The 12,896-nt window shown below is 54.5% G+C and carries 13 protein-coding genes; 5 read left to right on the forward strand and 8 right to left on the reverse strand.

The window, feature by feature from the left end:
- Window positions 1-53: 53 nt before the first annotated feature.
- The 3 genes from IM314_RS00850 to IM314_RS00860 all read right to left on the reverse strand — a co-directional run bounded on the left by IM314_RS00850 (window position 54) and on the right by IM314_RS00860 (window position 2,736).
- Window positions 54-533: an Rrf2 family transcriptional regulator gene (locus IM314_RS00850; protein WP_028012993.1), complete on the reverse strand. Its 480-nt coding sequence runs from the start codon at window positions 531-533 to the stop codon at window positions 54-56.
- Window positions 534-670: 137 nt separating this feature from the next.
- On the reverse strand, window positions 671-2,059 hold the full coding sequence (locus IM314_RS00855; RefSeq protein ID WP_047365319.1) for a HAMP domain-containing sensor histidine kinase: 1,389 nt from the start codon (window positions 2,057-2,059) through the stop codon (window positions 671-673).
- Window positions 2,059-2,736, reverse strand: a complete 678-nt coding sequence (locus tag IM314_RS00860; protein ID WP_028012995.1) for a response regulator — start codon at window positions 2,734-2,736, stop codon at window positions 2,059-2,061. The genes IM314_RS00855 and IM314_RS00860 overlap by 1 nt, the downstream gene beginning before the upstream one ends.
- Before the next feature lie 203 nt (window positions 2,737-2,939).
- On the opposite strand from IM314_RS00860, the gene IM314_RS00865 reads away from it, so the two are divergent.
- Both IM314_RS00865 and IM314_RS00870 read left to right on the forward strand, forming a co-directional pair.
- Window positions 2,940-3,776, forward strand: coding sequence for a MipA/OmpV family protein (locus IM314_RS00865; protein WP_193358306.1), 837 nt, complete (start codon window positions 2,940-2,942; stop codon window positions 3,774-3,776).
- A 233-nt stretch (window positions 3,777-4,009) separates the two neighbouring features.
- A complete protein-coding gene (locus IM314_RS00870; protein WP_193358305.1) occupies window positions 4,010-5,740 on the forward strand; it encodes a SulP family inorganic anion transporter in 1,731 nt (576 codons plus the stop codon).
- A gap of 35 nt (window positions 5,741-5,775) precedes the next feature.
- Here IM314_RS00870 and dmsD read toward each other — a convergent pair whose 3' ends face one another.
- The 3 genes from dmsD to IM314_RS00885 form a co-directional block, all read right to left on the reverse strand.
- Window positions 5,776-6,390, reverse strand: coding sequence for a Tat proofreading chaperone DmsD (gene dmsD / locus IM314_RS00875; protein WP_028012998.1), 615 nt, complete (start codon window positions 6,388-6,390; stop codon window positions 5,776-5,778).
- A 92-nt stretch (window positions 6,391-6,482) separates the two neighbouring features.
- On the reverse strand, window positions 6,483-8,921 hold the full coding sequence (ynfE, locus tag IM314_RS00880; protein WP_193358304.1) for a selenate/tellurate reductase subunit YnfE: 2,439 nt from the start codon (window positions 8,919-8,921) through the stop codon (window positions 6,483-6,485).
- A 131-nt stretch (window positions 8,922-9,052) separates the two neighbouring features.
- The gene (locus IM314_RS00885) at window positions 9,053-9,346 is read right to left on the reverse strand and encodes a DUF1161 domain-containing protein (RefSeq protein ID WP_028013000.1); all 294 of its coding nucleotides are present in this window, start codon (window positions 9,344-9,346) and stop codon (window positions 9,053-9,055) included.
- Between the two features lie 69 nt (window positions 9,347-9,415).
- Between IM314_RS00885 and IM314_RS00890 the strand changes: the two genes are divergently transcribed.
- Window positions 9,416-10,162 carry a YnfC family lipoprotein gene (locus tag IM314_RS00890; protein WP_032644870.1) on the forward strand — a complete coding sequence of 249 codons (747 nt, stop codon included), beginning with the start codon at window positions 9,416-9,418 and terminating at the stop codon, window positions 10,160-10,162.
- 17 nt (window positions 10,163-10,179) lie between these two features.
- Here IM314_RS00890 and speG read toward each other — a convergent pair whose 3' ends face one another.
- The gene (speG, locus tag IM314_RS00895) at window positions 10,180-10,740 is read right to left on the reverse strand and encodes a spermidine N1-acetyltransferase (protein WP_041910220.1); all 561 of its coding nucleotides are present in this window, start codon (window positions 10,738-10,740) and stop codon (window positions 10,180-10,182) included.
- The gene (locus tag IM314_RS00900; RefSeq protein WP_041910218.1) at window positions 10,740-11,078 is read right to left on the reverse strand and encodes a DUF1283 family protein; all 339 of its coding nucleotides are present in this window, start codon (window positions 11,076-11,078) and stop codon (window positions 10,740-10,742) included. The genes speG and IM314_RS00900 overlap by 1 nt, the downstream gene beginning before the upstream one ends.
- 152 nt (window positions 11,079-11,230) lie before the next feature.
- On the opposite strand from IM314_RS00900, the gene IM314_RS00905 reads away from it, so the two are divergent.
- Both IM314_RS00905 and manD read left to right on the forward strand, forming a co-directional pair.
- Window positions 11,231-11,557, forward strand: a complete 327-nt coding sequence (locus tag IM314_RS00905) for a YnfA family protein (protein WP_025757996.1) — start codon at window positions 11,231-11,233, stop codon at window positions 11,555-11,557.
- 112 nt (window positions 11,558-11,669) lie between these two features.
- Window positions 11,670-12,884, forward strand: coding sequence for a D-mannonate dehydratase ManD (gene manD / locus IM314_RS00910; RefSeq protein WP_028013004.1), 1,215 nt, complete (start codon window positions 11,670-11,672; stop codon window positions 12,882-12,884).
- Window positions 12,885-12,896 lie beyond the last annotated feature (12 nt).

The following is a 12,896-nucleotide window of genomic DNA, read 5'->3' on the forward strand; positions in this document are numbered from 1 at the left end:
GCAGATAACAAAAAACCGCACTCACTATGAGGGCGGTTTTTTTTTTGCGTAAATTACTGGGCTTTTTTGTACTGGGCAATCAGTTCAGGTAAAGGATCGCACCCGCTGGTATCGGCTTTTTTGACCTCGTCCAGCGCGCTTGCCACGGTGTGGCGCGCTAATACCGCGAGCGAGGCCTGCTCTGCTTCTTCGGAAATAGATTTGAAGTACCAGCAGGCGTTCGCGCTGACCACGCAGCGGGCCGGCACGTCCGGGCGCGACGCCCAGAGTTTTTTATCTTCGGTGACTGAAAGGTAGATATCGCGCAGGGTAATCTCTTCCGGCGGACGTCCAAGATGAATTGAGCCGTTGCGGCCAAGCGTTGAGACGATAATGCCGTCACGCGTGAGTGGAACCATCAATTTGCGGATAAAGCTCGGGTTGGCTTCCAGGCCGTAGGCCAGAATCGCACTCGTCGAACGTTCACCTAGTTGCTCCGCCATCGCTACGCTGAGAACCATCTGCAAAGCTGTCGGGAAGCGGTAATCTAACATTTCTCTTTCCTGGGTTGCGGTGAATCTTGTTCTTTTTGGCACCGCAGAGGTGAATAAGCAATAAACAACAATATAACAAATACGGTAATTTTTTTGAAGCAATCTGCGGCATTTGCGATCAAACACCCTGTTCCGGTTTAGCTATACGTGCGGTTCGGGAAGTCAACCGTCACCAGGAGGCCACCTTCTGCGGAAGTACTCAGGTTTACGCTGCTGCCGTGCTGCTGTGCAACGGCTTTGACAATGGCAAGCCCCAGTCCGCTCCCGCTTTGCAGCTGATTGGGATCGCGGAAAAACCGGTCGAATACGCGCTCGCGCAATTCAACCGGGATACCCGGCCCCCGATCGGAGACGCGTAGCTGGGCTGATGTATCTGCTGAGCATACCTCCACCTGAATCCGCCCGCCCTCAGGACTGTACTTCACGGCGTTTTCAATGAGATTGTCTATAAGCGACATCAGACGCTCCCTGACGCCAGCGATCCAGATTTCATCCTCAGCGAAGAATTCCAGCTCAATCTTGCGCCCGGACGCTAGCGGCTCCAGCGCAGCCATCCGCTCTTGTATGAGCGAGGTTAGCGGCACGGGCTCCATCGCGGTGTCAATGCGCGCTTCACTGTGCATCATCAGCAGCAGCTGGTTGACGAGACGGGCCGCCCGGCTATTGCTGCGCACAATCCCTGCAAGCAGCTGCCGCTGGCTCTCGCTGCTCACCCAGGACTGCAGCGCCTCCACGTTGATGCGCATCGCGGCCAGCGGCGTACGCAATTCGTGCGCGGCGTCCGCAATGAAAACCCGTTCGCGTTCCGCGCTTTCCCGCACTCTGGCAAGAAAGTCATTAATCGCGTCCACCATCTGGCGGAGTTCCTTATGCCCAGGAACAGCCTTTAAAGGGGAGAGATCGTCAGGCGAACGTAATGAGATCTCATTAACCACCTTGCTCCAGGGGCGCATCGCAATGCGGATTGACAGCCACGCAGGAAACAGAAGAAAAGGAATACATACCAGCAGCGGCATAATGTAGTAGCCCCGCGAGTTCAGGTAGATAAAGAAGTTCCAGCTTCCGGCAGGGGTGAAAAGGGTTACCTCCACGTTGGAGTGGGGGGATTTAAGCGTGCGGCTCGTCCAGGCGTGACCTTCACTCTGAACGCGCTGCATTTCGCCCAGTCTGGTGTTTTTTACCCCCGTAGGTGCACCATCAGAAGAGAAAATAACCTCGTTGTTTTTGCGAACTATCAGGTTAATCGACAGCTCCGGATCTTCACCGCCGCCATAGCCTTCCCGCAACGCTTTGCTGAATGCTTCCAGGACATCATTACGATCCTGCGGGCGCTCGTCACTGAGATCAACCAGAGTAAAAATGGTTTCGTAAGTCTTACTTCCCGTGAGTATCGGAGGGCTACGCAGGTCTTCCAATAAAATAAAGGTTAAAAAAAGACACCACAGCAGGGTAAGCAGCAGCATCTGGGCGATGATAATTCGCCGTACCAGCGTTGGGCGCCTCAGTTGGTGCCAGACATTTCGCATTAATCTGTCACCTTCTGGATAGCGACGGTATCAATGACATACCCGACGCCCCGCACCGTTCGTACATAGCCGTCACCAATTTTTCGCCGCAAATTCCCCATATGCACGTCGAGCGCATTGCTGAGATTTTCCTTCGCGCCAAATATCCTCTCTTCCAGGAACCGCCGTGTGATCACCCGGTCAGCGCGCAGCATCAACGTTTCAAGCAGCGCATATTCACTGGCCGTCAACTCAACGTGACGCGCATTCACCGTTACGCGACGCGTCGGGATATGAAGCGATAAGCTCCTGATTTCTATCGCTTCATTTTCAAAACCATAGCTGCGTCGCGCAAGGGCTCTGACTCGCGCCAGCAGTTCGGCGAGAACGAAGGGTTTGACAAGATAGTCGTCTGCGCCAGCATCCAGCCCGCACAGGCGATCCTGCAGGGTACCTCGCGCCGTCAGGATAATGACGGGGATCCCCTTAAGCTGCTGGCGCAAACGCGTCATCAGGCTCATGCCGTCGCCGTCGGGCAGCCCCAGGTCGAGCAGAATAAGTTCCGGCACGCCGACCTCAAGCTGATGCAGCGCATCCTCTTTACGGCGAACCCATATGACATCAAATCCTTGATCTGAAAGGGCGATACGTACGCCATTGCCGAGATCCAGGTCGTCTTCGATTAGTAAGATTTTCACATTGGTAACTGTATCAACAGTGAATGAAGAACAACTTAAGAAAAAAACGGTAGCAGGAAATCCGTCCGGTTGACAGCGCCCGCACGCGCTTCAGCGTTTCTTCATTTTCGGCTCATAAGAACCTCAGGGTGAGTATTCAGAATGAGTGCTCTGGCGTGTAAACCGCTTGCATTGCAATCATTTGAATCCAAAGGACTTCTTCAATGAGTAACATCGAACTGCGTCATTCTTTCCCCTATTTACTTCCGAGCCGCAGACTGAAAAACATCGTGCCGGGCGTTATTCTGGCGTTACTGGCTACCCCGGTACTGGCGGCAGAGCAGAAACAGGGCAATGTCTTAACCCTGGGGGGAGGCGTGGACGTCGCGCCACGCTACTCGGGTTCGGATAAAAGCCGGGTCTCGGCATCTCAGGTAGTAGATTATTCCATGGCAAATGGTTTCTTTATCAGCACCACGCGGGGTATCGGTTACGGAAACAACATTGGCAACCTGGATTACAACGCCGCAGTGAGCTACCGAACAGGCCGTAAAGATAAAGACGTGAGCAGTGATTCGATCAGCTCCGGCAGCGACAACCTGCGGGGGATGGGCGATATCAAAGGTTCCGCTATCGTGGTGCCGGGGCTGGGGTATAAGGTGACCGACTGGCTCAATCTTCAGCTGCAGGCTGAGATCCCGGTTTCTGAGAGAGACAACGGTGAGGCGGTGCATTTCGGCATTTCCAGCCCGCTCTACACATCGTCGAAAAATGCGGTGACGCTGGGGCTGACGGGCAGCTGGGGTTCCGGCAAGTACATGCAAACGTACTATGGGGTTAATGCTGCCCAGTCCGCCGCATCGGGGTTTGCCCGACATGACGCCGGAGCGGGAATTTACGCCTGGTCGATGAACCTTGACTGGACCTACAGGCTCACCTCGAGCTGGAGCGTTCTCACCTCCGCGGGCGTAACGCAGCTGACGGGGGATGCGGGTGATAGCCCGATAGTGCAACGTAAAACGTCGCCAACGGGAAGCCTGAAGGTGACGTACAGTTTCTGATTGCGGGTTGCTTATAGATATGAGCGCGCAATAGCGACGAATTTGAGCCGCCCCGGAAAGATGATGGGGCGGTAGTTTTTAAATGATGTTTAACAGTAGTCAGAATAATGAGTTGACTGACGTTTTATTAAGAACTGAGAGGCATCGACCTGACTCCGGAGCATTTGGAAACCATAACCTCACTGAGAAGTGTGCCAATATTACGTGGCTATCATCCCTGTCCGGAGAATAAAGTGCTCGGAAAATTATTGTTAAAGTACATGCCAGGGTTACAAAATTTATTAGCCTACGATAAAAGCTGGCTAAAACATGATGTTAAAGCTGGATTATCCGTCGCGGCTGTAGCGCTACCCGTTGCTATTGCTTATGCTGAATTGGCGGGTGTTGGGGCAATAGTGGGGCTCTATTCCTGCGTTTTACCGATGATAGCTTATGCACTGTTTGGTTCTTCACGTCAGCTTATTGTTGGCCCTGATGCAACGACCTGCGCCGTGATTGCAGCCGTCGTGTTTCCTCTTTCTGCAGGCAATCCTGAACTGCACTGGCAACTCACGATCGTCATGACGTTGATGATGGGCGGGTGGTGCCTGCTTGCCAGTAAATTTCACCTGGGTGCACTTGCCGATCTCCTTTCTCATCCCATTCTTACAGGGTTGCTTAATGGCGTAGCCGTAACGATTATTGTCGGGCAATTAGGCAAGGTTTTGGGGATCAAGCTCGATGAAGCGCAGGTTATTGAGAAAATACTGGCCTTGCCAGGCCGACTTTTAGACAGCCATGTATTAACAATAGGGATATCACTTTTAACGTTAATTATTTTAATGGTTATCAAAACGTATCGCAGCAATTGGCCAGCACCTCTGATTGCCATTGTGATAACAACGATACTGGTATGGGGAACATCTGCGCAACAGTATGGTATTGCCACGATTGGGGGGGATGGCTTCCAGCCTGGTTTACCCGTCGTTAACTGGGGTGCGTTCCAGCCCGGTCCGATGCGAGAATTAGTGATCCCGGCGCTTAACCTGGCTTTAGTGAGTTTTGTCAGTCTGATGCTGACCGCTCGCAGTTTCGCCGCGAAAAATGGCTATGAAATTAATGCTGATGCAGAGTTCCGGGCACTGGGTATTGCGAACATTATGTCTGGGCTATCTCAGGGATTTGCCATCAGTGGAGCCGATTCCCGGACCGCGGTTAATGATTCCGTTGGGGGGAAAAGTCAGCTGGTTTCCATAGTCGCAGCCTTACTGATAGGTTTAGTGGTGGTATTTTTCACGCAGCCATTACAATTTATTCCGGTATCTGCATTAGGTATTGTTCTAATGTATGCATCGTGGTCATTAATTGATTTACGTGGGTTATGGAACCTGAGGCGAAGAAATAAACAGGCATTTCGCCTGGCCTTCTTTACGTTTGGCTGTGTTTTAATCATCGGTGTAATTCAGGGGATCGGCCTTGCGGTGTTGCTTGGCCTGTTACAGTTCCTGCGTACGGTATTTCGTCCCTCTGAGCACTTACTGGGGACTGACGAAAATGGAATGATCCACTCATTAGGGAATACAACCGATATTAAAATGGTCCCGGGCGTGCTGATGTATCGATTTAACTCACCGTTGACCTATTTTAATGTGGCTTATTTTAAACGTCGGGTATTGAACCTGGTTGATGGTGCAGCAGTACAACCTAAATGGGTGGTTATTGATGCCGTGGCTTGCTTCACCTATTCAGATATCAGTGTCCTGGCAACCATTAATGAGTTAAAGCGTGACCTGAAAGCCCGACAGATTGTGTTAATCCTTGCGGGCAGGAAAACGGAATTAACACGTTGGTTTAAAGAAAGTCGGCCAACGATGAATGATGATGACATGATTCTGGCGCCAGACCTCTATTTGGCACTCCGGTTCATTCAAAGCAAAGAGAGTGTGAATGAATCAGGTGGTGATGCACAACCAAACCCTGGTTAAAGGCTTGCTCGCCACCCGCGAGCAAGCCATATCCCTTAGCGGTACAGCGTCTTTTCCGCAACCGGAACAACCAACGCCGATCGCCAGTCCGCCAGCGTCAGCTGCGCAAGCCTGCCGAGCGCGATATAGAACGGATGCCCGGCGTTGTCGACAAACACCGACAGAAAGCGGGTGCTCCACGGCAGCAGATGCCACGCCAGAAGCCGATCGCACTCCGACTCGCGGCCATTCTCGGCCAGCCATGCCGCCAGCAGCAGCAGGGTGCCGAAATGATCTTCCGGTTCATTTTGCTGCATCTGAAACGCGATATTGTTTTCCCGCATCCACTGGCGCAGCGCGAGGGTCGAATCGCCAAACAGCACGGATTCACGGTCCAGCCAGACGGAACCCCACGGCGGAGCGGGCAGGGCATAAGGACCAATAAACAGCCGTTGCCAGGCATCCGTCAGCGGCTCATCGGAAGATGAAGCAAAGGTTTCGGCAACGGGCAGCAGCGTTTCCGGCGGCAGGGGCCAGTCCTCTATCCATTCGCCAGCGGTAAGTGCCTGCACCAGCGGGGCTGTCTGCTCGCTGTCAGGCGCGAAGTAAAACAGCGCGCCCAGTACGCGGGCGCTGAACGCGAACGAGTCACGGTGTGAGACGTCTTTCATTAAACCTTCCTTGCTCGCGCGGTTATGTCCGCGCGACGTGATTAACCATTAATACAGACCAAAGCATAAACCAGGGTCATAGAATTCACCCCTTACACCTTCTCAATCTGCACCAGATTGGTGTGCTGCGGGTTGCCTTTTGCCAACGGTGACGGGCGGTGCGTGGTCAGGGTGTTGATACACGAGCCGTGGTCGATACGATCGCCATTCATATTGGCATCGTGCCAGGCTCCCTGGCCCATGGCGCTTACGCCTGGCATGATGCGCGGCGTGACTTTCGCTTCTATTCTCACCTCACCGCGATCGTTTAAGACGCGCACCGTATCGCCGTTTTTAATGCCACGTTTCGCGGCATCAACGGGATTCAGCCAGACCTCCTGGCGGCAGGCCGCTTGCAGCACGTCGACGTTACCGTAGCTCGAGTGGGTGCGGGCTTTAAAATGGAAGCCAAACAGCTGCAGCGGGAACTGCGCGCGCTCGGGCGCATCCCAGCCGTCAAAGGTGGATGCGTAGACGGGCAGCGGGCTGATGGTCTCATCTTTTGCCAGCTCCCAGGTCGCCGCAATATCCGCCAGCTTGCTGGAATAAATTTCAATCTTGCCTGAGGGCGTTTTCAGCGGGTTGGCTTCCGGGTTCTCGCGGAATTTTTTATAGGCCACAAAGTGTCCGTTCGGATCTTTGCGCTTATAGATGCCCATTTTTTTCAGCTCGTCATAGGACGGCAGCGTGGGATCTTTTGCGAGCATTTTGGCATACAGATACTGCAGCCACTCTTCCTGCGTTCGCCCTTCGGTAAATTTCTGATGGATATCCGGTCCGAGGCGTTTCGCCACTTCGCTCATGATCCAGTAGATAGGCTTGCGCTCAAACTTCGGCGCGGTCACGGGCTGGAGAAAAATCAGGTAACCCATGTTCCCGGCGTAATCGTTAGGGATAATGTCTTCCTGCTCGACGGTCATTAAATCTGGCAGCAGGATATCGGCGTATTTCGCCGATGAGGTCATAAAGTTGTCGATCACCACGATGGTTTCGCACTTACTTTCGTCCTGCAGAATATCGTGGGTTTTATTGATATCGGAGTGCTGGTTAATAATGGTGTTGCCCGCATAGTTCCAGATGAACTTAATCGGTACGTCCAGCTTATCTTTACCGCGTACCCCGTCGCGCAGAGCGGTCATTTCCGGGCCACGGGCGATGGCGTCCGTCCAGCTGAAGCAGGAAATTTGCGTTTTGACCGGGTTTTCCGGCAGCGGCATACGTTCGATAGTGATGGTGTAGGTCGATTCACGGGCGCCACTGTTGCCGCCGTTGATCCCCACGTTGCCGGTCAGAATCGGCAGCATCGCGATGGCGCGGGAGGTCAGTTCACCGTTCGCCTGACGCTGTGGTCCCCAGCCCTGGCAGATATAGGCCGGCTTCGCGGATCCAATCTCGCGGGCCAGTTTAATGATGCGGTCTGCAGGAATGCCGGTGATGCGCGAGGCCCACTCCGGCGTTTTCGCCGTGTTGTCCTCACCCTGGCCGAGAATGTACGCTTTATAGTGACCATTCGCGGGGGCACCTTCCGGCAGCGTTTTTTCGTCGTAGCCAACGCAGTATTTGTCCAGGAACGGCTGGTCCACCAGGTTTTCGTCGATCAATACCCAGGCAATCCCCGCCACCAGGGCGGCATCGGTACCCGGACGGATCGGGATCCACTCGTCTTCGCGTCCGGCTGCCGTATCGGTGTAGCGCGGGTCGATGACAATCATACGTGCGTTAGAACGCTCGCGGGCCTGCTCCAGATAGTAAGTAATCCCGCCGCCGCTCATGCGCGTTTCCGCTGGGTTATTGCCGAACATCACCACCAGTTTGGTATTTTCGATATCCGAGGTGCTGTTGCCGTCGTTGCTGCCGTAGGTATAAGGCATCGCGCAGGCGATTTGCGCCGTGCTGTAGGTGCCGTAGTGGCTCAGGAAACCGCCGTAGCAGTTCATCAGGCGCGCCACCAGCGAAGCGTAAGGGGAGGAGCGGGTGATATTGCCGCCGACAATCCCGGAGGAGTAATTAATATACACCGCTTCGTTGCCGTACTTGCTGACCACGTCTTTCAGGCTGGTGGTGATGGCGTTCAGCGCTTCGTCCCAGCTGATGCGCTCGAACTTGCCTTCACCCCGCTTACCCACGCGTTTCATCGGGTAGTTCAGACGGTCAGGATGGTTGATGCGGCGGCGAATGGAGCGCCCGCGCAGGCAGGCCCGCACCTGGTGATTGCCGTAGATATCCTCACCGGTGTTATCCGTTTCGACCCAGTACACTTCTTCATCGCGGACGTGCAGACGCAGCGCACAGCGGCTGCCGCAGTTGACCGAACAGGCGCCCCAGACCACTTTATCTTCTGCCGGTTTCATTGCATTTTGTACCGCGGCTGCGGCGCTTTTCAGTCCAAAAGGCAACGAAATTCCGCCAGCGGCAAGCGCCAGAGAACCTATCGCCGTAGATTTCACGAGTGTTCGACGGCTAATCCCGCCGTGATGTTCGATATCGGACATGGCTCACCCCACCATTGTGATTACATATTATTTTTCCCGAAACGATAACCGGGCTAATGATGGGGTGAGTGTTACTTATTTGGAGGTATTAAATATTAATCCTTGTCAAATCAAAGGGGATTGACGGTGATTTACTGAGGTTCAGCCGGCGCATTATCCTGATTGCCGGACGCCGCCCCGCTGCCCGTACGGGTGTACAAAATTTTAAAGGTGTCGTTGGCGCAGTGGCCCACCACCTGAGCGTCCGGCTGGTCAGCCTGATCGTTCGGCACAATGTTCAGCGTAAAACCTGACTCCGGCACGCCGTTGTTGATGATCTTCTGCTGAATGTCGCTTTTCACGCGCTCGCAGGAGTCCGGTGCCGCCAGCGCGGCCGTTGAGGCACTCATTAACAGCAGGGCGGTAATCCAGGGTAACCGTTTCATCTGTAGCTCCTTTTCTCTGTGTAGAGATTAATTTTAGCAGGCTTCGTGTAAACAACTGTATTTGCTAATATGATTGGGAATAATCTCTCTGTATTGGTAAAGAATGTGAAGAAATATGCAGCGATAACGCTCCTGGCAGCTACTCTCGCAGGGTGTGATAACAACTCCGCGCCGCTGTCGTTTACGCCCGAGATGGCGAGTTTTTCGAACGAATTTGATTTCGACCCTCTTCGCGGCCCGGTCAAGGATTTTACCCAGACGCTGTTCAACGAGAAGGGTGAAGTGTCCAAACGGGTCACCGGCACCGTGTCGGCGGAAGGGTGTTTCGATACGCTGGAGCTGCACGACCTGGAGGCTAACACGGGCGTAGCGCTGGTGCTGGATGCCAACTACTACATCGATGCAGAAACCCAGCAGCGTAAGGTGAAGCTGCAGGGCAAATGCCAGCTGGCCGAACTGCCGTCAGCCGGGGTGACGTGGGATACCGACGACAACGGCTTCGTGGTGGCCGCACATGGTAAAGAGATGGAGGTGAAGTACCGCTACGATGCGGATGGCTACCCGCTGGGCAAAACCACCGTCTCCGGGGATCAGCATTTATCGGTACAGTCGACGCCGTCTAAGGATCTGCGCAAAAGAATGGATTACTCGGCCGTGAGCCTGTTAAACGATAAGCCGCTGGGCAACGTGACGCAGAGCTGCGACTACGATCGCCACAATAATCCGGTGAGCTGCGATCTGACGATCACGGACGACAGCGTCAAACCCGCCGTTGAGCGCAAGTACACCATCAAAAACACGATTGAGTATTATTGAGAATGAAACCGCGCAGGCTACTGCGCGGTTGGTTTCAGCAGGCTGGCACCTGACGGCTTGTGACCGGCCAGATGCTGATGCTGGAAAATGCACATGCGGATGGTATTGCGGTATTCACCGTTGATAAAGAACTCATGAATCAGCTCGCCTTCTACCATAAAGCCCAGCTTGCGGTAGATATGGATCGCTTTTTCGTTCTCTTTATCCACGATCAGATAAAGCTTGTAGAGATTCAGGACGTTGAATCCGTAATCCATCGCCAGCTTCGCCGCCCGGGAGGCCAGGCCTTTCCCCTGGTGCTCCGGCGAAATAATGATCTGGAACTCCGCCCGGCGGTGAACGTGGTTGATCTCAACCAGCTCCACCAGCCCGGCTTTGTCGCCTTCACACTCCACCACAAAACGACGTTCGCTCTGATCGTGAATGTGCTTGTCGTAAAGATCCGACAACTCGACAAAGGCCTCGTACGGCTCTTCGAACCAGTAGCGCATCACGCTGGCGTTATTGTCAAGCTGGTGGACAAAGCGCAGGTCTTCACGCTCCAGTGGCCGGAGTTTTACATCACAGGGCGCCGACATTATGGGGCTACCGTACGACCAGTGCGGCGATCCAGGCAGCGCAGGGTGTTCGGCTCCCAGTAGGCATTGACGTTCGCACTTTGCTGACACTTATCGCGTGCGTCAAAGGCGACATCTTCTTTGTCCCACTCTTTTTCAGCACGTTTGTTGACCTTCTGACGAAGGCTGCGGGTGTCATTCCATTGTTCTTTGTCCATCGCGGCGTTCTGGCGGCTTTGCGCGCTGTCACCAGACTCAATAATGAGCTTGCTGGTTTCCGCTGTCGCAGAGGCGGCAAAGACGAACGATGACAGCGCCAGCAGGGCTGTCAGACAAAGGCGTTTGCTTAATGTAGTCATAGCGTTTCCTTTTAAATGGGTGCAGATGAGCAAGTTTCCCCGTTCAGATTCTACACCAAAGAGCAATAACGGCATACCCGCGGAGCAAGTATGGAAAAGTAAAGGGCATCATCAGGTATGATGGTTAAATAAATCCTCACCTGACGTGAAATATGCTCAAAACGACGCTGCTTTTTTTTGCCACCGCGCTATGCGAAATCATCGGTTGCTTCCTGCCCTGGCTCTGGCTGAAGAAGGGGGGAAGCGCACTGCTGCTGATCCCGGCGGGCGTCGCGCTGGCTCTGTTTGTCTGGCTGTTAACGCTGCATCCGGCGGCCAGTGGGCGCGTTTACGCGGCTTACGGCGGCGTCTATGTCTGCACGGCGCTGCTGTGGCTGCGCGTGGTGGACGGCGTCAAACTCAGCGCATATGACTGGGCCGGGGCGCTGATTGCCCTGTGCGGTATGCTGATTATTGTGGCGGGATGGGGCCGTGCTTGAGCCCCCCGGGTTTTGTGATCGTTAGCTGATTTTATGATCATTATACTTGTATGGTAGTAGGGTTGGTGGGTAAATTTCCAGCATCACAACGAACGATGTAAGGAAAGGAATTATGAAGATTGTCGCGGCTGACGTGTTTGTTACCTGCCCGGGGCGAAACTTTGTCACCCTTAAAATCACCACCGATGAGGGGATTGTCGGTCTCGGTGACGCCACGCTGAACGGGCGTGAGCTCTCCGTTGCTTCCTATCTGAAAGATCATCTCTGCCCGCAGCTGATTGGCCGCGACGCGCACCGTATCGAAGATATCTGGCAATTCTTCTATAAGGGCGCCTACTGGCGCCGCGGGCCGGTCACCATGTCGGCTATCTCCGCTGTGGATATGGCGCTCTGGGACATCAAAGCCAAAGCGGCCAATATGCCGCTCTACCAGCTGCTGGGCGGCGCATCCCGTGAGGGCGTAATGGTCTACTGCCACACCACCGGGCACACCATTGACGACGTGCTGGAAGATTACGCCCGCCATAAGGAGATGGGCTTTAAGGCGATCCGCGTCCAGTGCGGCGTGCCGGGTATGAAAACCACCTACGGCATGGCTAAAGGGAAGGGGTTGGCCTACGAGCCCGCCACCAAAGGCGACTGGCCGGAAGAGCAGCTCTGGTCCACCGAGAAATACCTCGATTTCACGCCAAAACTGTTTGACGCGGTGCGCAGTAAATTTGGCTTCAATGAGCATCTCCTGCACGACATGCACCACCGCCTGACGCCCATCGAAGCGGCGCGCTTCGGCAAGAGTATCGAAGCGTTCCGCATGTTCTGGATGGAAGACCCAACGCCTGCGGAAAACCAGGAGTGCTTCCGCCTGATCCGCCAGCATACCGTCACGCCAATTGCGGTGGGCGAGGTGTTCAACAGCATCTGGGACTGCAAGCAGCTTATCGAAGAGCAGCTTATCGACTATATCCGCACCACTATTACCCATGCGGGGGGGATCACCGGGATGCGCCGCATCGCGGACTTCGCGTCGCTCTATCAGGTGCGTACCGGCTCGCACGGACCGTCCGATCTGTCGCCGATCTGCCACGCGGCCGCGCTGCATTTCGACCTGTGGGTGCCGAACTTCGGCGTGCAGGAATATATGGGATACTCCGAACAGATGCTGGAAGTCTTCCCGCACAGCTGGCGCTTTGATAACGGCTATATGCATCCGGGCGAGAAGCCGGGGCTGGGCATTGAGTTTGATGAAAAGCTGGCGGCGAAATACCCGTACGATCCGGCCTATCTGCCGGTGGCCCGTCTCGAAGACGGCACGCTGTGGAACTGGTAACCGAGGAGCGAA

Origin of the sequence: Enterobacter cloacae complex sp. P42RS, from assembly GCF_014930595.1 — a bacterium.
Lineage (GTDB): Bacteria > Pseudomonadota > Gammaproteobacteria > Enterobacterales > Enterobacteriaceae > Enterobacter > Enterobacter bugandensis.

Coding starts and splice junctions, on each gene's coding strand:
- manD (WP_028013004.1), top strand. CDS start 11,670: ATGAAGATTGTCGCGGCTGACGTGTTTGTTACCTGCCCGGGGCGAAAC.
- IM314_RS00900 (WP_041910218.1), bottom strand. CDS start 11,078: ATGACTACATTAAGCAAACGCCTTTGTCTGACAGCCCTGCTGGCGCTG.
- IM314_RS00865 (WP_193358306.1), top strand. CDS start 2,940: ATGAGTAACATCGAACTGCGTCATTCTTTCCCCTATTTACTTCCGAGC.
- IM314_RS00905 (WP_025757996.1), top strand. CDS start 11,231: ATGCTCAAAACGACGCTGCTTTTTTTTGCCACCGCGCTATGCGAAATC.
- speG (WP_041910220.1), bottom strand. CDS start 10,740: ATGTCGGCGCCCTGTGATGTAAAACTCCGGCCACTGGAGCGTGAAGAC.
- IM314_RS00850 (WP_028012993.1), bottom strand. CDS start 533: ATGTTAGATTACCGCTTCCCGACAGCTTTGCAGATGGTTCTCAGCGTA.
- IM314_RS00890 (WP_032644870.1), top strand. CDS start 9,416: ATGATTGGGAATAATCTCTCTGTATTGGTAAAGAATGTGAAGAAATAT.
- IM314_RS00855 (WP_047365319.1), bottom strand. CDS start 2,059: ATGCGAAATGTCTGGCACCAACTGAGGCGCCCAACGCTGGTACGGCGA.
- dmsD (WP_028012998.1), bottom strand. CDS start 6,390: ATGAAAGACGTCTCACACCGTGACTCGTTCGCGTTCAGCGCCCGCGTA.
- IM314_RS00885 (WP_028013000.1), bottom strand. CDS start 9,346: ATGAAACGGTTACCCTGGATTACCGCCCTGCTGTTAATGAGTGCCTCA.
- ynfE (WP_193358304.1), bottom strand. CDS start 8,921: ATGTCCGATATCGAACATCACGGCGGGATTAGCCGTCGAACACTCGTG.